Origin of the sequence: Pseudomonas sp. JV241A, assembly GCF_900275665.1 — a bacterium.
In the GTDB taxonomy this organism is placed as follows: domain Bacteria; phylum Pseudomonadota; class Gammaproteobacteria; order Pseudomonadales; family Pseudomonadaceae; genus Aquipseudomonas; species Aquipseudomonas wadenswilerensis.
This window is the reverse complement of sequence record NZ_OPYO01000012.1, coordinates 74,537-93,079: the sequence shown is the minus strand read 5'-3', so window position 1 is coordinate 93,079 and position 18,543 is coordinate 74,537. Positions and strand designations below refer to the sequence as shown.

The 18,543-nt window shown below is 64.0% G+C and carries 12 protein-coding genes and 2 tRNA genes; 7 read left to right on the top strand and 7 right to left on the bottom strand.

The genetic code is table 11. The features are described 5' to 3' along the window. Positions 1–123 precede the first annotated feature (123 nt). Positions 124–3,909 (bottom strand): bifunctional nitrate reductase/sulfite reductase flavoprotein subunit alpha, encoded by a 3,786-nt coding sequence (locus JV241A_RS06465; protein WP_134061628.1) that lies wholly within the window; start codon positions 3,907–3,909, stop codon positions 124–126. A gap of 297 nt (positions 3,910–4,206) precedes the next feature. Between JV241A_RS06465 and map the strand changes: the two genes are divergently transcribed. From map to JV241A_RS06450, 3 genes are all read left to right on the top strand, one after another. Further along, entirely contained in the window at positions 4,207–4,995 is a 789-nt protein-coding gene (map, locus tag JV241A_RS06460; RefSeq protein ID WP_134061626.1) for a type I methionyl aminopeptidase, read from the top strand. A gap of 99 nt (positions 4,996–5,094) precedes the next feature. Continuing rightward, positions 5,095–5,790: a DUF1266 domain-containing protein gene (locus JV241A_RS06455; protein WP_115085771.1), complete on the top strand. Its 696-nt coding sequence runs from the start codon at positions 5,095–5,097 to the stop codon at positions 5,788–5,790. Then, on the top strand, positions 5,787–8,477 hold the full coding sequence (locus tag JV241A_RS06450; protein ID WP_134061624.1) for a DUF805 domain-containing protein: 2,691 nt from the start codon (positions 5,787–5,789) through the stop codon (positions 8,475–8,477). Before JV241A_RS06455 ends, JV241A_RS06450 begins: the two co-directional genes overlap by 4 nt. Here the strand turns inward: JV241A_RS06450 and JV241A_RS06445 are convergent. The 3 genes from JV241A_RS06445 to JV241A_RS06435 form a co-directional block, all read right to left on the bottom strand. After that, a complete protein-coding gene (locus JV241A_RS06445; RefSeq protein ID WP_134061622.1) occupies positions 8,471–10,162 on the bottom strand; it encodes a molecular chaperone HscC in 1,692 nt (563 codons plus the stop codon). The two genes, JV241A_RS06450 and JV241A_RS06445, sit on opposite strands and share 7 nt — an antisense overlap. Positions 10,163–10,320: 158 nt before the next feature. Further along, positions 10,321–10,397, bottom strand: a tRNA-Asp gene (locus JV241A_RS06440). A 16-nt stretch (positions 10,398–10,413) separates the two neighbouring features. Continuing rightward, positions 10,414–10,489: transfer RNA gene (locus tag JV241A_RS06435), tRNA-Val, on the bottom strand. Positions 10,490–10,649: 160 nt separating this feature from the next. Between JV241A_RS06435 and rdgC the strand changes: the two genes are divergently transcribed. Next, a complete protein-coding gene (rdgC, locus tag JV241A_RS06430; protein ID WP_115085768.1) occupies positions 10,650–11,570 on the top strand; it encodes a recombination-associated protein RdgC in 921 nt (306 codons plus the stop codon). Between the two features lie 175 nt (positions 11,571–11,745). Further along, a complete protein-coding gene (sugE, locus tag JV241A_RS06425; protein ID WP_038993957.1) occupies positions 11,746–12,063 on the top strand; it encodes a quaternary ammonium compound efflux SMR transporter SugE in 318 nt (105 codons plus the stop codon). A 15-nt stretch (positions 12,064–12,078) separates the two neighbouring features. Here the strand turns inward: sugE and JV241A_RS06420 are convergent, their stop codons facing one another. Both JV241A_RS06420 and JV241A_RS06415 read right to left on the bottom strand, forming a co-directional pair. Then, positions 12,079–13,959, bottom strand: a complete 1,881-nt coding sequence (locus tag JV241A_RS06420) for an MFS transporter (RefSeq protein ID WP_115085766.1) — start codon at positions 13,957–13,959, stop codon at positions 12,079–12,081. A gap of 79 nt (positions 13,960–14,038) precedes the next feature. Then, entirely contained in the window at positions 14,039–15,184 is a 1,146-nt protein-coding gene (locus JV241A_RS06415) for a TDT family transporter (RefSeq protein WP_115085765.1), read from the bottom strand. A 160-nt stretch (positions 15,185–15,344) separates the two neighbouring features. On the opposite strand from JV241A_RS06415, the gene JV241A_RS06410 reads away from it, so the two are divergent. Together JV241A_RS06410 and JV241A_RS06405 are read left to right on the top strand one after the other, a co-directional pair. Continuing rightward, entirely contained in the window at positions 15,345–16,529 is a 1,185-nt protein-coding gene (locus tag JV241A_RS06410) for an MFS transporter (protein WP_134061620.1), read from the top strand. 439 nt (positions 16,530–16,968) lie between these two features. Beyond that, positions 16,969–17,268 carry a DUF3077 domain-containing protein gene (locus JV241A_RS06405; protein ID WP_010224261.1) on the top strand — a complete coding sequence of 100 codons (300 nt, stop codon included), beginning with the start codon at positions 16,969–16,971 and terminating at the stop codon, positions 17,266–17,268. Positions 17,269–17,352: 84 nt separating this feature from the next. Here the strand turns inward: JV241A_RS06405 and JV241A_RS06400 are convergent, their stop codons facing one another. After that, positions 17,353–18,543, bottom strand: coding sequence for an MFS transporter (locus tag JV241A_RS06400; RefSeq protein WP_134061618.1), 1,191 nt, complete (start codon positions 18,541–18,543; stop codon positions 17,353–17,355).

The following is an 18,543-nucleotide window of genomic DNA, read 5'->3' as shown; positions in this document are numbered from 1 at the left end:
GTTGTACTTAAGCAAAAGCAGGTAGCGTGCCAACTGCCAAAGCCTTTGAAACCGGGGCTTGAGGACTGTCCACCACGGCCGTTATCGACCCAGGCTGGTGCAGCCCTCCCCCTTATGGGGCACTCAGTACACGTCGCGCAGGTAGCGTTTGGCGCGGCTCAGCTCGCTGACATAGGCCTCGGCCCGCTCCACACTCATGCCGCCGTACTGATGCACCACCTGCTTGAGCGCCGCATCGACATCCCTGGCCATGCGCTCGGCGTCACCACAGATGTAGAAATGCCCACCCTCCTCCAGCCAGCGCCAAAGCTCGGCGCCCTGTTCGAGCAGGCGCTGCTGCACGTAGATCTTCTGCGCCTGATCGCGGGAGAACGCGGTGTCCAGGCGGGTCAGGTGGCCGTCGCGCTGCCAGGCCAGCAGCTCGTCGCGGTAATAGAAATCCGTGGCGGCCTGCTGTTCACCAAACAACAGCCAGTTGCGGCCTGTGGCGCCTTCAGCCTGACGCTCCTGGAGGAACGCCCTGAACGGCGCGATACCGGTACCGGGGCCGACCATGATCACTGGCGCCGTACTATCGCTGGGCAGGCGAAAGTGCGCGGTCGGTTGGCTGAAGATTTCTACGCGGCCCGGCTCACCGCGGTCGGCCAGGTAGGTCGAGCACACGCCCTTGCGCTGGCCGTAACGGACGGTGGAAACCGTCAGGTGAACCTGATCAGGGTGCAACTTCTGGCTCGAGCTGATCGAGTACAGCCGCGGCTGCAAGGGTTTGAGCAGGCTCAACCAGGTCTCCAGGCTCAGCTCGGGTGTGCAGCCGTACACCAGGTCGATCAGTTGCTTGCCCCACAGCCAGTCCTTGAGCGCAGCCTTGTTGTGCGGTTCAAGCAACTCGCGCAACTGTGGATTGCCAACCGCGAAGGCCTCGAGCAGCTGCGGGGTAATGCGGGCGATCTCCAGGTGTTGCAACAGCGCCTCGGCCAGCGGCATGTCGGCCTGGCCCTTGAGGCTGACGCAGCGGCTGCCATCGAAGCGGGTGGCGCTCAGCAGTTCGTCGACCAGCGCCGGGCAGTTGCGCGGCCACACGCCCAGGGCGTCACCGGCCTGATAAGTGAAACCGCTGTCGCCCAGGTCGAATACCAGTTGGCGGGTTTCCTTGAGCGCGCCGGGGCCGTTGAGCAGGCGATTGCCGACCAGGGTCGTTGCCAGCGGCCTGGTTTTGCTGAAGCCGGTTGCGGCCGGCGCTGCCACTGGCGCTTCGAGCAGCAGCTGGCCGTGGCCCAGTTTGCCCAGCAGCGCCTGCAGCCATTGCCCGGCCGGTTCATTGAAATCGCCCTCGCAATCGACCCTGTCGAGCAAGCGCTCAGCCCCCAGTTCTGCCAGGCGCTGATCGAGCTTGCGACCAAACCCGCAGAACTGTTCATAGCTGGAATCCCCCAGGGCCAGCACCGCATAAGGCAAGCCGGCGCAGCGTTGAGAATGCTCGCCGTGCAGGCCACGCCAGAATGCCGCGCCGCTGTCCGGCGCGTCACCGTCGCCAAAGGTGCTGGCGATCAGCAGCAGGCTGGCCGGGCTGTCCAACCGCTCCAGGGCCACGTCTTCCATACAGCTCAACTGCACCGGCAAGCCGACCTTGCGCAGGCGCTCGGCACACTGCTCGGCCAGGGCCTGACCGTTGCCGGTTTGCGAGGCCCAGAGCAGCAGGTGCTTGTCCTGTACCGAAACGGGCTGCTGATCGATCTGGACGGCCTCGATACGTTCGCCAGCGACCCGGCTCAGGGCCACCGCGCAATACTTGAAGGCCGGTTGCAGCGACAGCGGATCGACCGCGTCGCTGGTGAGCGCATTGATCGCCAGGTGTTCACCGTAGACGTCGTTCCAGTGGAACGGCGCAAAGCAGTTGCCCGCCAATACCCGGGTGGTGATCCGTGCCGGCAGTACGGCCTGCCCGCGGCGTGAACGGATCTGCACCTGATCCTTTTCAGCAATGCCCAGGCGCTCGGCATCGTCCGGATGAATTTCCACGAACGGCCCGGGGTCAAGCTTGTTCAGCGCCGCCACCTTGCCGGTCTTGGTCAGGGTGTGCCACTGGTGCTGGACCCGGCCGGTGTTGAGCACCAGCGGGAAGTCAGCGTCCGGCAGCTCGGCGCTGGGCAGGCACGGCCGGGCAAAAAAGCGTGCCTTGCCCGTGCGGGTGGGGAAGGCAATGGCAGGTGCCTCGCCTTGCGCATCGCGCAACAGGGCCTGGCTGATACCGTCGTTGCGATAACGCAGCGGGCTGCGATCGTTCTCACGCCCGGGTTCACACGGCCATTGCTGCGGCGTCTCACGCAAAGCGGCATAGCTGACGCCGCGCACATCGTAGCCGGTGGCCGGGTTCCAGGCCTGGCGCAACTCGTTGAACACCGCTTCAGCATTGGCGTAGCTGAACGCCTCGGCATAGCCCATGGCGCAGGCGATACGGGCAATGATCTGCCAGTCGGGCAAGCTCGCGCCCGGCGCCTCGACGGCCTGGTTCATCAGGGTCAGGTTGCGCTCGGAATTGACCATCACCCCCTCGCCCTCAGCCCACAGCGCGGCGGGCAGGAGGATATCGGCGTAGCGGTTGGTCTCGGTGTCGAGGAAGGCATCCTGGGTGATCACCAGCTCCGCCGCCTGCAAACCTTCGATCACTTGTCGGCGGTTGGCGACGCTGGCCACCGGGTTGCTGCAGATGATCCAGCAGGCCTTGATCTGCCCGGCAGCGAGGTTTTCGAACAGCGCCACCGTGCCGTCACCGGCTTCGCTGCGCAGGCTGCCGGTGGGGATCTGCCACAGCTGCTCGACGAAGGCGCGATCCGCCGCGACCAGCGCCGAGCGTTGCCCTGGCAGGCCCGGGCCCATGTAGCCCATTTCGCGCCCGCCCATGGCATTGGGCTGGCCGGTCAGCGAGAACGGTCCGCTGCCCGGCCGGCAAATGGCGCCGGTGGCCAGGTGCAGGTTGCACAGGGCGTTGCTCTGCCAGGTGCCATGGATGCTCTGGTTCAGGCCCATGGTCCAGCAGCTCATCCACTCCTGGGCCTGGCCGATCCAGTTGGCGGCCTGGCGGATATCGGCTTCGCGCAGCCCGGTGATAGCAGCGACCCGCTCGGGTGTGTAGTCCTGTAAAAAGGCCGGCATATCCTCCCAGCCTTCGGTGTAGCGCTGGATGAAATCGGCGTCGCACTGACCGTTTTCCAGCAACAGGTAGAGCAGGCCATTGAGCAACGCCAGGTCGGTACCCGGCTTGATCTGCAGGAACAGGTCGGCCTTGTCGGCGGTAGCGCTGTGCCTGGGGTCGACGACGATCAGCCGGGCACCGGCCTTGAGCCGGTCGAGCAAACGCAAAAACAGGATCGGGTGACAATCGGCCATGTTCGCGCCGATCACCAGGAACACCTCGGCGCGGTCAAAATCCTGGTAGCTGCCCGGCGGCCCATCGGCGCCCAGCGACAGCTTGTAGCCGCTGCTGGCGCTGGCCATGCACAGGCGCGAGTTGGACTCGATATGCCGGCTGCGGACAAAACCCTTGGCCAGTTTATTGATCAGGTACTGGGCCTCCAGCGACATCTGCCCGGAGACATAGAACCCCAGGGCGTCGGGCCCATGTTCATCAATGATCGCCCGCAGGCGCTGTGCTGCCTGTTCGATAGCGGTATCGATGCCGCTCTGCACCGGGTCGCGCTGACGCTGGTCGCGCAAGTAAGCGTGCTCCATGCGCCCGGACTCGCGCAGCGGTTGATGGGCGGTCAGACCCTTGGTGCACAGGCGGCCAAAATTGCTGGGGTGCAGCTTGTCACCACTGACCTTGGTCACCCGCCCGCCTTCGACGCTCATGACGATGCCACAACCGACGCCACAATACGGGCACACGCTGCGCACGCTGGTGCTGCTCATCGGCCTACCTCCTGATTGCGCAAACAAAAAGGCGCCCTGCTGCCCCCGGCTTGAATGAACAAGCGGGGCAACACGGCGCCTTTGTCGTGAACGGGGCAATCTGCGTTGATTGCCGGATACTCAAGCTGTAGCAAGGGCCGCGCCAGAATGGCCGGAGCCTTGCGTTACGGGGCTCAGGCACTTGGCGGCGCCGGGCAGCCTGCACCGCAATGGGCCCGCTTGCACCATCGGATGGCACTGCCACCCGGCGAGGCTTTATCATTGGCGCACATTCCGAGAGACGAAATACCTTCCCCCATGAGCCAAGTGGTCCTCAAAAACGCCGAACAGCTGGCCCTGATGCGCAATGCCGGGCAATTGTTGAGCCAGGTGTTCGCCCACCTCGACAGCTTCATCGCCCCCGGGGTCAGCACCCTGCAGATCAACGACCGGGCCGAGGCCTTTATCGTCGATGTGCTCAAGGCGCGCCCGGCGAGCAAGGGCCAGTACGGCTTCGCCTATTCGCTGAACACCTCGGTCGACCATGTGGTGTGCCACGGCGTGCCGCATGCCGACGAGGTGCTCAAGGCCGGCTCCATCGTCAATGTCGACATCACCCTTGAGCACGGCGGCTACATTGCCGACTCGTCGAAGATGTATTGCCTGGGGCAGATCGATGCCGCCGCCCGGCACCTGGTCGACACCACCTATGCCGCGCTCTGGCAGGGCATCCGCCAGGTACGCCCGGGAGCGACCCTGGGCGATATCGGCTACGCCATCCAGCGCCATGCCGAAGCGGCTGGCTACAACGTGGTGCGCGAGTACTGCGGCCATGGCATTGGTCGGCAGATGCACGAGGCGCCCGAGGTGCTGCACTACGGCCACAAGGGCAGCGGCCTGCAGCTCAAGCCAGGCATGGTGTTTACCATCGAACCGATGATCAACCAGGGCGGGCGCGGGGTGCGCACCCTCAAGGATGGCTGGACGGTGATCACCCGCGACCGCAGCTTGTCGGCGCAATGGGAACACACCATCGCCGTCACCGCCGAGGGCTTTGAGGTGCTGACCCTGCGCGAGGAAGAGCGCGCCATGCTGGCCAGCGCCTAAGTCGGCGAATCCGGTTTGCCGCGCACCGCGCGGCTCTCTACAATCCGCGCCATTACGGCCGGCACCCGCACATTCCCCTACCGGCCCCGGAGCTTTTTCATGGAAGAAATCGAGCAGCACTGGCTGTACGCCCTTTCCGCCCCCATGGCCGCCCTCAACGGCGCCAGCTACACCGCCGCGACCTACTTCGAGACCTACGACGAAGACGAGACCGACCTTAAAAAGTGGTGGGGCATCAACAATCGCCAGGAGTTGCTGAACATGCTCAGCATGGCCGACACCGGCCACGCCCTGGAGCTCAAGGACGCCTACTGGCAAGCCGCGCGCTGCCTGCCCAGCGAATGGCCGCAGGTGCTTGAAGCGCTGACACCGCGCAAGCGCATCCAGTACGAGTTCGCCCGGCGCACCCTGGCCGACTGCGGCCAGGGCGGCGTGCGCGCCTGGGACCTGGGGCGCATGGGTTATCTGCTGCGGGCAGGGTTGCGCAAGGGCTACCTCAGCATCGCTGAAAGCCACTGGCTGCAAGGCCGCCTGGCCCTGCGTGCACGGCACTACTACAACAGCTGGGACCGCTACCTGGCCGGCTACCTGTTTGGCAAGGCGCTGTGGAACTGCTCCAGCGCCAGCGACGAAGAACTGGCGCAGTGCCTGGAGCGCCAGGGCAGCGAACACTGGAACCGCTGCATCATGATGAACCTGAGCCAGGACGCCCTGGGCTTTTTCGCCAGCATCCCCTGGGAGCTGCCGCTGAACCTGCCGGAACGCCCCGACACCCTGCAAGGAGGCTGGTCATGAGCTGCTGGATTCGCCTGGGCATCGAGCCGACCAACGACCCCGATGTCATCCGCGGCGCTTACCGCGCGCTGTTGCCGCAGCACCACCCGGAAACCGACCCGCAGGGTTTCCAGGCCCTGCGCGAGGCTTACGAGCACGCCCTGCGCCTGGCCCGCGACGAGCAGGATGAGGCCCCTGAGCACGACGAGCCGGTGCTGGTGCGCAATGCACTGATCGAACAGACCATGAGCGACTTTTCCAAGCTGCTCGGCGACCCGACCCGCCGCTTCGACCCGCCAGCCTGGCAGGCCTTCATCGATGGTTTCGCCAGCCTGACCCTGGGTGACCAGGAACAGGTCAGCTGGCACTTGCTGTACAAGCTGATGGAGACCGGCCCGTTGTCGCACGCCTGCGTGCAACTGATGGCCAGGCACCTGGGTTGGGAAAACGAGGTACTGCGCCTGGAAGATCCGCGCCAGGCTGATGAATTTCTTGAACGCATCAGCGAGCCGGACCCGTTTGACACCGGCGTGATGAAGCACTGGTCGATAGAAGCGCAAATAGAAACCCTGTGGTTCGCCAGGAACCTGGATTTCCTCTACCACACCCGGCCGCTGTTCGAGTTCGAGAGCTTCGTCACCCTGCACACCTGCCTGCCGTTCCCGGATGACCCGGCCTTTATCCAGCGCCTGATGGTCAAGCTGTGCCAGGCCGGCATCGGCAGTACCAGCTTCTTTGCCATGATCGCCGAGCAGCAACGCCAGGCACCGGACGATATCGACCTGCTGTACCTGCTCGCCTGCCAGGCCAGCGACACCGGCCAGGAAGAACTCGCCCGCCAGTGCTGGACCCGCCTGTGGTGCGAGCACCAGCACCCGGAAGCGGGACGCTGGCTGCTCAACCTGTGCGCCCAGCACCAACCGCAGCGCCTGCCGCTGTTGATCCAGGCCCTTGATCGCCTGGAGCCGGTGTACCAATGGCCACAAGACTTGAACGATCTGGCGCAGATCTGGGGCAGCCCGTCGCAGCGCCCGGAAACCCTGACACGCTGGTTCGAAGCCGCACGTGACGAGCACGAAGGCATCGCCGGGATTTTCGTCAAATGGCGCCTGGACGGCAAAGACGAACTGCCGCTGCTGGCCTGGCTGCTCGACGACCAGCCGGATCGCCAGCTGCAGCGCCTGTACCGCCACGCCTGGGCGCTGCACCGTGGTGACAGCGGCCTGCTGCGGCAGATCATGGCCGAGCCGCTGGGCGACGACCCGCTGGATCAACTGATCATCGAAGGCTTCAAGTACCAGGCCGAGCAACAGTTGCGCTGGCTCGAGCAGTCACCGCTGGCCCTGGCCCTGACCGCCTTCATCAACAGCCCTTCGCCACAGCCGCAACTGCCCGAAGTGCTCTGCGAAGGCAGCGGCCTGTCGGTAGCCCGCGACTGGCTGCGGCGGATGCGCAGCTACCCGGCCGCCACCCTGCCCAAGCTGACCGCGCTGATCAAGCCGGCCAACCTGATGCCGACGCCTTTCGGCGTGCAGCTGCTTTCGGACCTTGCCGAAGCCGGCATCGAACTGCCGCGCCCGCCTGCCGACGATGGTCTGTGGACCTGGCACCGGCAGAACCTGTTCATGCTCGCCCTGGTTGACCAGCCCCAACGCTGGCTGGCGATGGTGCCAGCGCAGTTGCTGGCCAGCCTGCCATACCCGGCCGGCCATCCGTTCGCCGGCCTGCAGCAGTTGCTGCTACGCCTGCAGGGCCAGCAAGGCAACGTCGATGGCCTGCTCGGCTGGCTGGATGACAACGACCCGCTGCAAGGCTTTATCGGCCAGCGCCTGTCGACGGTGCAGCAAGCCCTGGACAGCGCCAAGCTGCCCAGCAACCTGAAACTGTACGCCTGCCTGGAAAACGACCCGCACGCCTTCGATGATGACGTACTGGGCATGATGGTGCTGTGCGCCATTCTCTATCACGACCCGAGCCTGAACGCCGAACAGCATGGCAGCCTGCTGCGGCGCATCTCGACCCTGACCTGCCCGGATGCCTGGTTCGAACCGTTTCGCAACGGCCTGATCAAGGGCGAGCCGGTGCGCCCGCCGCGCAAGGTGCTGGAGGAAGACGAGCTGATCAACAGCACGCTGTTCTACAGCATGCTCGACAGCCTCAAGGACCTGGCGCGTTACGGCAGCGCCGGGGTGCCGCGGGCCAAGGTGCTCAAGGAATTGCAGCGCGGCAAGGATTACCCGGGCATGGACGCCGGCATTCGCGCAGCCCTGACCGCCTTGTTGTCGTGGTCCGAGCGCCTGCTGCTGGCCAACTCCGGCAGCCAACCGGTACCGGCCTCGCACGTGTGGAAAATCGGTAGCCGCCTGGGCCGCAAGGGTTACGGCGTGCAGGTAGTCGCCAGCATCCTTCTCGGGCCGATCCTGACCCTGATGGCCAGCAGTGCAGTCGAGCAGATCTTCTTCGGCCTGCTGTTCGTCGGCCTGCTCGGCAGCGCCACCCTGCGCCGCCTGCACGACATTGGCCGGGGCATCCCGATGATGATCATCTTCGTGATGCTGATCCCGTTCCTGCACTTCTTGCCGCTGGTGCTGCTGCTCCTGCCGGGCGAACCGCTGCCCAACCGCTACGGCGTGCCGCCCGTCAATCAGCCGCAGGACAACCTGCAGGGTGGCCTGCAAGCCGCCCTGCGACGGCTCAACGGTCAGTAACGCATGTCGTCCAGCGCCTCGATGAGGCGCTGGCGAGCGCCGGCGATCTCGGTCGACTCCTGGCCGGCCAGGATCGCGCTGAACTCATTGAGCCAGTCGCCGATCGCATCGCGTTCAGCCCCCAGGCTCTGCGCCCAGGCCCGCTCCAGGCGTGCCAGCAAGGTGCGGTTGGGCAAGGCATCGCGCGGGTGGATCTTCAGCCCGGCAAGGCGTTCGTGGCTGGCTTGGCGCGCGTCGTCATCCAGCCCGGTGGGGCTGCGATCGATCACGTGACTGAACTGCTCGCGAGTCTGCGGCAAGGTCACATCGACTTCCAACAGGCCGTTGATGTCATAGCTGAAGCGCACGTCCAGGCGCTGGATCTTGCCGTTCGGGGTCAGCGGGATCTTGAAGGAATCGACAAAGATGTTGTCTTCGACCCAGGGCCGCTCGCCTTGATAGACGCGGATGCTGATGGCTGTCTGTTCAATATGAGTGCTGTAGAACGGCTTGATCCGTGACGTAGGGATCACGGTATTACGGTCGATGATCGGCGCAAAGATCTCGGTCTGGTATTCGCCATCCATCGCGGCGATACCCAGGGTGTAGGGGCAGACATCGGTGAGGATCAGCTCTTCGATCGCCGAATCGCGCGCCTTGCACGCCGCCTGGGTGGCAGCACCGAGGGCAACGATGGTGTCCGGGTCGAGGTAGCGGTAAGGCAGGCGGCCGAACAGGGTCGAGACCATCTGCTGGATTACCGGCATGCGCGTGGCACCGCCGACCAGCACCAGGCTGTCGAGGTCGCTGGCGCGCAGGCGTGCATCGCGCAGGGCCTGCTCGATCGGTGCACGAATCCGCGCCAGCAACGGCGCCCAGATCTTCTGCGCACGGGCTTCATCGAGCGACCAGTGGCGGCTGACGCCGTCACCGTTCCAGCTCAAGTGCTGCTCGCCCTCGCCCAGCTTGCACTTGAGCTGCTCGATGGCATCGGCAAGGCTGGCCAGGGCCTGGGGCGCAAGCATCGCCGGCTTGAGTTGCCAGTGCTGCAGGCAGGCCTGCAGCAAGGCGCCGGTAAAATCTTCGCCGCCGAGGAAGTTGTCGCCGGTCGAGGCATGCACCTCGATCAGCGGCAGCGCGTATTCCAGTACAGTCACGTCGAAGGTGCCGCCACCGAGATCGAAGATCAATGTGCGTTCGAATTTCTGCTCGTGCAGGCCGTAGGCCATGGCTGCGGCGGTCGGTTCGTTGATCAGGCGCTGGACTTTCAGGCCGGCAAGCTCGGCGGCAAAGCTGGTGCGCTTGCGCTGCTCGTCGCTGAAATAGGCCGGCACGGAAATCACCGCTTCGCTGATCGGGCAACCGAGAAACGCTTCGGCATCGGCCTTGAGTGCACCGAGCACCAGCGCCGACAGTTCTTCGGGGCTGAATACCTGGTCACCGAGGGTGATCTTTTTTTCGCTGCCCATGAAGCGCTTGAAGGCGGCGGCGGTGCGTTGCGGATGGGTAGTCAGGCGTGAGCGTGCGGCCTTGCCGACCAGGATGCTGCCGTCTTCGTCGAGGCTGACCACCGAAGGCGTGAGCACGTCGCCAAGGGCGTTGGGGATCAGTTGTGCCCGGCCATCCTGCCAGACCGCCACCAGGCTGTTGGTGGTGCCCAGGTCGATACCCAGCATTGGCGCCGGGGAAGTGCTTGCATCCTGCATGTTCGTTCTCTTGCTCAGAAGTGGTGCTGGCACGGAGCAAAACAGTAGCGTCCCAGCGTACTGGTGGATTCTGGACGAATTCCAGAAACAAAAAAAGCGACCCTAAGGTCGCTTTCTTTGTTGCTTCCGGGTGTTCAGTGGGCCCTGGAAGCTAAATATGGCGCAGCGGACGGGACTCGAACCCGCGACCCCCGGCGTGACAGGCCGGTATTCTAACCGACTGAACTACCGCTGCGCGATACACTGAGAAGTGGTGGGTGATGACGGGATCGAACCGCCGACCCTCTGCTTGTAAGGCAGATGCTCTCCCAGCTGAGCTAATCACCCTTCGTCTCGGTGTGGCGCGCATTCTACGGAGCACCGAACACTCTGGCAAGCACTTTTTTAAAAAAATTTTTGAGGCGTTCCAAAGACTTAGCGGTGCTTGGCCTGAAGTGCCCGCTCGGAGTTTAATGCCCTCCTTATGTGTTGAGGAGAGATTCACCCCATGTGGTTCAAAAACCTGCTGACCTACCGCCTGACCCAGGACATTTCGTTCGACCCCGAGGCACTGGAAACCGCTCTGGCCAGCAAGCCGGCTCGCCCATGCGCCAGCCAGGAGTTGACCACTTACGGCTTCGTCGCCCCGTTCGGCAAAGGTGAAGACGCACCGCTGGTGCATGTCAGCGGCGACTTCCTGCTGATTGCCGCGCGTAAAGAAGAGCGCATCCTGCCGGGCAGCGTCGTGCGCGATGCGGTTAAAGAGAAGATCGACGAGATCGAAGCCGAGCAGATGCGCAAGGTCTATAAGAAGGAGCGCGACCAGATCAAGGACGAGATCATCCAGGCCTTCCTGCCGCGCGCCTTTATTCGCCGCTCGATGATCTTCGCCGCCATCGCCCCCAAGCAAGGCCTGATCCTGGTCAACTCGGCCAGCGCCAAGCGTGCCGAAGACCTGCTGTCGACCCTGCGTGAAGTCATCGGCTCGCTGCCGGTGCGCCCGGTGACTGTGAAGATCGCCCCGAGCGCGACCATGACCGACTGGGTCAAGACCCAGCAGGCCGCGCCTGACTTCTATGTACTGGATGAGTGCGAGCTGCGCGACACCCACGAAGACGGCGGCATCGTCCGTTGCAAGCGCCAGGACCTGACCAGCGACGAGATCCAGCTGCACCTGGGCACCGGCAAGGTGGTCACGCAACTGTCGCTGGCCTGGCAGGACAAACTGTCGTTCGTGCTCGACGACAAGATGGTCATCAAGCGCCTGCGCTTTGAAGAGCTGCTGCAGGACCAGGCCGAAGAAGACGGCGGCGACGAGGCCCTGGGCCAGCTCGATGCCAGCTTCACCCTGATGATGCTGACCTTTGGCGAGTTCCTGCCGGCGCTGTTCGAGGCGTTGGGTGGGGAGGAGATTCCGCAGGGGATCTGACTTTAAGCTGCAAGCTTCAAGCTTCAAGCTGCAAGAAAGAGCAACAGCCACGCGCGCTGCCTTTGCTTGCAGCTTGTAGCTTGCAGCTGATAGCTTGTGCCCCCTGTGAGGACGGCCTCACGACGCACCGCGTGACCATTCCGGGGACGGCCCCATCACTTGATGGAGACTCTGCATGTCCTGGATCATCCTGTTTTTCGCCGGCCTGTTCGAAGTCGGCTGGGCCGTCGGCCTGAAGTACACCGACGGCTTTTCCCGCCCCCTGCCCACCGTCCTCACCGTCGGCGCCATGGTCATCAGCCTCGGCCTGCTGGGCCTGGCCATGAAAGAACTGCCGCTGGGCACCGCCTACGCGATCTGGACCGGAGTCGGCGCAGTCGGCACGGTGATCGCCGGGATCATCCTGTTCGGCGAATCCATGGCCCTGGTGCGTCTGGTCAGTGTGGCGCTGATCATCTGCGGCCTGGTCGGGCTCAAGGTCAGCGCCAGCTGACCCAGCCCTGCCCCTTCAGCGTGAGTCGCCGCGCAGCTCGCTGACCCGCTCACGCAGCAACGCCGGTTCCGCCGCCTCTACCGGGACGGCAGAACCGGCCACCAGGGTCACCCGCGACCACAAGCGGCGGAAGAACCCCTTGGCCGGGTCGCGGCTGAAGAAACTCCCCCACAAGCCCTGCAACGCCAACGGGATCACCGGCACCGGCGTCTGCTCGATGATCCGGCTCACACCGCCCTTGAACTCGTCGATTTCACCGTCGGTGGTCAGCTTGCCTTCAGGGAAGATGCACACCAGCTCTCCATCGGCCAGATACGCAGCGATCTGCTTGAACGCGCGCTCGTAGGTCTCGGCATCTTCGCTGCGCCCGGCAATCGGAATCGCCCCGGCGGTGCGGAAGATGAAGTTGAGTACCGGCAAGCGGTAGATCTTGTAGTACATGACGAAGCGGATCGGCCGACGTACCGCGCCACCGATCAGCAGTGCATCGACGAACGACACATGGTTGCAGACCAACAGTGCTGCGCCCTGATCAGGAATCTGCTGCAGGTCACGGTGCTCGACGCGGTACATGGAATGGCTGAGCAGCCAGATCATGAAACGCATGGTGAACTCGGGGACGATGCGGAAGATATAGAAATTCACCGCGATATTGAGCAGCGACACCACCAGGAACAGTTGCGGGATGCTCAGTTCCAGGAAGCTCAGCAGCACCACGCTGAAGATCGCCGAGACCACCATGAACAGTGCATTGAGGATGTTGTTGGCGGCAATCACCCGCGAGCGCTGATCCACCGGGGTACGTGACTGGATCAGTGCATACAGCGGCACGATATAGAAGCCGCCGAACACACCCAGGCCGAGAATCGACCCCAGCACCCACCAGGCCTGGCCGATGCCCAGTACCGCCAGCCAGTCGTAAGGCGCGGCCGCCGGCAGGATCTCGCCGGAGTGCCACCACCAGAGCAGGCCGAACAGGCTCAGGCCGAAAGAGCCGAACGGCACCAGGCCGATTTCCACCTTGTGCCCGCTCATGCGCTCGCACAACAGCGAACCGACGGCGATGCCCACCGAGAACAGGGTAAGGATCAGGGTCACCACGGTCTCGTCGCCGTGCAGCCATTGCTGGGCGTAACCGGGGATTTGCGTCAGGTACACCGCGCCGATGAACCAGAACCATGAGTTGCCGACGATCGAGCGCGACACCGCGGGTGTCTGCTGAAGGCCCATGCGCAGGGTGGCCAGGGTCTGGCTGGCGATGTCCCAGTTGATTTTCAGCTCCGGTGTAGAAGCTGCGGCGCGCGGGATGCTGCGACTGGCCAGGTAGCCCAGCACGGCCACCAGCACCACCGCCGACGCAGCCCAGACGCCGTAATCGGCGCTGGACATCAACACCCCGGCACAAATGGTGCCGGCGAGGATCGCCAGGAAGGTGCCCATTTCCACCAGGCCGTTGCCGCCGACCAGCTCTTCCTCGCGCAGGGCCTGGGGCATGATCGAGTACTTCACCGGGCCGAACATGGCCGAATGGGTGCCCATGCCGAACAACGCCAGGAGCATCAGCAAGGGCATCTGGGTCATGATGCCAATGGCCCCGACCGCCATGATCGCGATCTCGGCCAGCTTGATCACGCGGATCAGCGCGTCCTTGGCGTATTTCTCACCGAACTGCCCGGCCAGCGCCGAGAACAGGAAGAACGGCAGGATGAACATCAAGGCGCAGGCGTTGACCCAGATGGCAGTGTCCTGGCCGTGGGGGCTGGCGATCTTGTAGAGAAACAACAGGATGACCGACTGCTTGAACAGGTTGTCGTTGAACGCACCCAGCGACTGGGTGACGAAGAACGGCAAGAAGCGCCGTTTGCCAAGCAGGCTGAATTGTGAAGATTGACTCATCGTCCGTGTACCTGAGTGGGGCTTTGTTATTGGATACGCGCAGGCCGCACAAAGCCACAAACCCCCAGGTAAATGCAATCTACTTGTTCAGACCGGCAATGCATGGCGACACGAACAGCTCACCGTGCCAGGCGCCGCGCAGGGTCAGGGCGGTGACCAGCAGCCAGAGTGCGGCCAGCGCCACCACCAGCAGCATGCCCAGCTCATGGAAGAAGCCCAGGCCCAGCCAGGCCGCCAGTTTCAGGGTGGCCAGGGTGTACACACCGAGCGGGAAGGTAAAGCCCCACCAGCCGAGGTTGAACGGCATGCCGTGGCGGATGTAGCGCAGGGTGATCAGCACCGCCGTCAGTAACCACCACAGGCCCGCACCCCACAACACGATGCCGGCAATCAGGCCCAGGCCGCGGGCGACTTCACCCAGGTTACCAAGGCCGTTTGCAGCGAAGATCGCCGGGGCATCGGCCCCCAGCAGCAACATGCCCAGGGCGCCGGTACCGATCGGCCCCAGGGCCAGCCAGCTCGACGCGGCCATGTTGGCCTGCGGCAGTTTGTGCAGGGCCATGCGCAGCATGAGGATGGTGAGGATGCTGAACGCCACCGGCAACGACACCGCCCACAGCACATAGCTAGTGATCAGCACCTGAAATTGCGCGTGCGCATCCACCAGGTGCGGCGCCAGCAGGCCGCCGCTGGCAGCGGCGACTTCCGCGGCCACTACCGGCAGCAGCCACACGGCGGTCATCTGGTCGATGCTGTGTTCCTGGCGGGTGAACATCAGGTAGGGAATGGCCACGCCGCACAGCAGTGCCAGGCCGACGTCGAACCACCACAGCGCCTCGACCCAGGGCAGGATGCCCTCGCCCCAGCGATTGATGCCGAACACCAGGCAACCGTTGAGGATGGTCGCCAGGCCCATGGGGATGGTGCCGAAGAACATCGATACGGTGGAATGGGCGAAGATCCGCCGCGCTTCATCAAAGAACAGCACCCAGCGCGCGGTGTACAGCAGGGTAAACAGCACGAACAGGCCGATGGTCAGCAACCACAGGGATTCGGCCAAGGCGTGCAGGCCGGGTACATCGACCTGCGCCAGGGCCAGGGCGAGCACGCCGGTGCCCATGGTCGCGGCGAACCAGTTGGGGGTGAACTGACGGATCACTTCACGCGGATGCGCCAGCTGGCTCAGCGGGCGTAACGGCGAGGTGCGGGTTTGGCTGCAAGGCATGATGAATTCTCCTGTCCTCCGGTGAGGTTGAGTTCATCTTATGCTGGGAAAATATATCTATATAACGGGTAATTTCTCTATCTGTTATCGGTTTTACCAATATACAAATTGCCTTGCACAAGGCGTATGCTCAGCGCCGATAACAACAAGGACGTCGTTAATGCTCACCGCCATCAAACGCTATGCACCGCAAGTTCGTCTGCTGCTGGCGACCACCTTCACCCTGACCCTGGCCCGGGCGATCACCCTGCCCTACCTGGTGGTCTACCTTGCACAGAACTTCGCCCTGGACATCAGCGGCATCGGCCTGATGATCGGCGGCGCGCTGATCGTCGCCTCATTGCTGAGCCTGTACGGCGGCTACCTGATCGATACCCTGCGCAGCTACACGGTGATCATCGCCGCGACCCTGACCTTTACCCTGGCCTTCATTGGCGCGGTGGTCAGCCGCGAGCTGAGCCTGTTCTTCATCTGCCTGGTGCTGATCAACCTGGCCCTGGCGGTGGTGGACATCGCCGCCAAGGCCGGCTTTTGCGCGCTGCTGCCGCTGGAGGAGCGCAGCGAAGTGTTCTCGATCAAGTACACCCTGAGCAACGTCGCCTACGCGGTCGGGCCCTTCGTCGGCGTGGCGCTGGTGCTGCTGGATGATCACCTGCCGTTTTTGCTCTCGGCGCTGCTCGGCCTGGCCATGTGCCTGAGCTACCGGCGCTGGGGCGAGCGCGCGGCGCGGGCGCGGGTCGAAGGCAGCGAACAGGCCGGGTTTCTCAGTGTTGGCGTGCAACTGGTGAAAGACCGCCGGCTGATCTGCTTCACCCTCGGCGGTGCCCTCAGTGCGGTGGTGTTCGGCCAGTTCACCGCCTACCTGTCGCAGTACCTGGTGGTGACCAGCAGCGCCAGCGAAGCGGCGCGCTACATCAGCTACCTGGTGGCGACCAACGCGGTCACGGTGATTGCCTTGCAGTATGTGATTGGCCGGCGCATCAGCAGCCGCCAGCTGATGCCCTGGCTGATCGCCGGCATGACGCTGTTCCTGGTCGGCCTGCTGGGATTCTCGCTGGCCCAGTCGCTGCTGGTCTGGTGCCTGGCGATGCTGGTGTTCACCCTCGGCGAGATCATCGTCATCCCTGCCGAGTACATGTTCATCGACAGCATCGCCCCGGAGCATCTGCGCGGGGTGTATTACGGCGCGCAGAACCTGTCCAACCTCGGCGCGGCGCTGGGCCCGGTGATCTGCGGCTTTGCCCTGGCGCACCTGGTGCCGGTGGCGACCTTTTACCTGTTGATCGGTTCGGTGCTGTTGGCGGCGCTGTTTTATTACCTGGGGGCTCGGCGAACGCCGAATTAAAGCATCGCGGGGCAAGCCCGCTCCCACTGGCTCTGCAGTGAACCCGTGGGAGCGGGCTTGCCCCGCGATGAGGCCAGTACCGTCAGCCGCGGGCTCGGTATTGCGATCCTGAACGAGCTCGATAAACCCACAACCAGCAGCGACAAATCGCAATGCCGTAAGTGTTTTCTGTCAGACCGTTCTGAATCATACTTCCGGCGCCGTTGCTCTGTTGTGCCATGTCCGTCATGGACCTAGGCTGCTGTCGTCGTTGGAAAATCCAATGAGCGGATTTAGCAGTCCGAGAATGACAGAGATCTACGAACACCCCTGTTATGGCGGTTGTACGTGGGGCACCTTCGGGTGCGCCGGTTCTCTGTCACCGGTCTGCTAACCCGCGTACAGCTGCCACCTTTCGTTTAGCAGCGAAAGATGGTTGCGCCACTGACAGAGGTTACCCATGAAGAAAATCGTCCCCGATCCCCCTAGTCTCGACCTGACCGAGACGACCACCGCGAGCACATCGTTCGGCACCAACCGCATGTTCAGCGTCCGCGAAGGCATACCTGCCGAAGAGGCCCTGCTGCACGCAGGCCAACTTCTGCGCTGCGCCGAAGCCACAGTGAGCGATGCGCTGGATCATCTCACCCTCAACGACCGCTCAATCGTCGCTGGCGCAGGCCAGCATATCGAGACTGCCCGCGCGCTGATCGATGCGGTGATTGATGGGGGTGGCGTGCAACGGATTTTCTCGGACTAAAAGCATCGCGGGGCAAGCCCGCTCCCACAGAGGATCAATGAAATCCTGTAGGAGCGGGCTTGCCCCGCGATGAGGCCAACACAGTCAGCCGCGGGACAAAGCCCGCACCGGCAAGCTCAGAATCGCTGCCACGGCACACAATATGATCACCCCCAACGCATAAACCTCCCCGGTCGGCACCAGGCCGAAGCTGCGCACCATCCACCCGGCCAGCATGGCCGGCACACAGAAGGCCAGGTAGCTCAGCACATAGAATGTCGCCATCAGCCCGGCACGCTCGTGGGCCTCGGCCAGCGGCATGATGCTGCGTAGCGCGCCCAGGAAGCTCGCGCCAAAGCCGACGCCGGTGACCACCGTGGCCATGAAAAACAGCCCCAGTTCACCGCGATGCAACGCCAGCAGGATCAACAGCATCCCAGCCGGCAACACTCCAGTGCCCAGGCGCAGGATCTGCCCGGCCGGGCGCAGTCGCAGGTGGTAGATCGCCACGGCGCCGGTCACCGTCAACGCCGCCACCAGCCCGCCGCCCACCAGGTTGGAGGTCGCCCCGGTCGCCTCGCGCGCCAGTGACGGCGCCAGCGACAGGAAGAACCCGCCCAATGCCCAACCGGCAACGTTCACCGGCAACATCCGCCACACCGCTGCCCGCGCCTGGGGCGGTACATGCAGGGCTGGGCGCAACGATGCCAGGGCGCCGGGCTGGCGGCTGACGCTCTCGGGCAAATGCCACACCAGCAACGCCTGCGCCACAAACAGGCCAAGCAACAGCCCGTACGCCAAGCGCAACGGCCAAGGCGCAAACTCCACCAGCAAACCAGTACCCAGCGCACCGCTGGCCATGCCGAGCAAGGGGGTCAGGCTGTTGACCAGCGGCCCCTGTTCCCGGTCGATATCCAGCAACGCGGCCCCCAGCACACTGGTGGCCATACCGGTGGCAAAGCCTTGCAGGATCCGCGCCGCGATCAACCCACTGACACTGTCGGCCTGCAGGAACAACAGCATGGCGACGCTTTCCAGTACCAGCGCGGTAAAGATCAACGGCCGCCGCCCCAGGTAGTCCGACAGCGAACCGACCGTCAACAGCGCCGCCAACAGGCTCACGGCATACACGGCGAAGATCAGCGTCAGGGTCACCGCCGAGAACTGCCACGCTTGCTGGTACAGGTGATACAAGGGCGTGGGGGTGCTCGACGCCGCGAGAAAACCAAGCAGAGCAGTGGCCAGAAACACCAGACGAAAACGCCGCGAGGCCGGGGCTTTGAACAACATGAACAT

Coding starts and splice junctions, on each gene's coding strand:
- JV241A_RS06465 (WP_134061628.1), bottom strand. CDS start 3,909: ATGAGCAGCACCAGCGTGCGCAGCGTGTGCCCGTATTGTGGCGTCGGT.
- map (WP_134061626.1), top strand. CDS start 4,207: ATGAGCCAAGTGGTCCTCAAAAACGCCGAACAGCTGGCCCTGATGCGC.
- JV241A_RS06455 (WP_115085771.1), top strand. CDS start 5,095: ATGGAAGAAATCGAGCAGCACTGGCTGTACGCCCTTTCCGCCCCCATG.
- JV241A_RS06450 (WP_134061624.1), top strand. CDS start 5,787: ATGAGCTGCTGGATTCGCCTGGGCATCGAGCCGACCAACGACCCCGAT.
- JV241A_RS06445 (WP_134061622.1), bottom strand. CDS start 10,162: ATGCAGGATGCAAGCACTTCCCCGGCGCCAATGCTGGGTATCGACCTG.
- rdgC (WP_115085768.1), top strand. CDS start 10,650: ATGTGGTTCAAAAACCTGCTGACCTACCGCCTGACCCAGGACATTTCG.
- sugE (WP_038993957.1), top strand. CDS start 11,746: ATGTCCTGGATCATCCTGTTTTTCGCCGGCCTGTTCGAAGTCGGCTGG.
- JV241A_RS06420 (WP_115085766.1), bottom strand. CDS start 13,959: ATGAGTCAATCTTCACAATTCAGCCTGCTTGGCAAACGGCGCTTCTTG.
- JV241A_RS06415 (WP_115085765.1), bottom strand. CDS start 15,184: ATGCCTTGCAGCCAAACCCGCACCTCGCCGTTACGCCCGCTGAGCCAG.
- JV241A_RS06410 (WP_134061620.1), top strand. CDS start 15,345: ATGCTCACCGCCATCAAACGCTATGCACCGCAAGTTCGTCTGCTGCTG.
- JV241A_RS06405 (WP_010224261.1), top strand. CDS start 16,969: ATGAAGAAAATCGTCCCCGATCCCCCTAGTCTCGACCTGACCGAGACG.
- JV241A_RS06400 (WP_134061618.1), bottom strand. CDS start 18,543: ATGTTCATGTTGTTCAAAGCCCCGGCCTCGCGGCGTTTTCGTCTGGTG.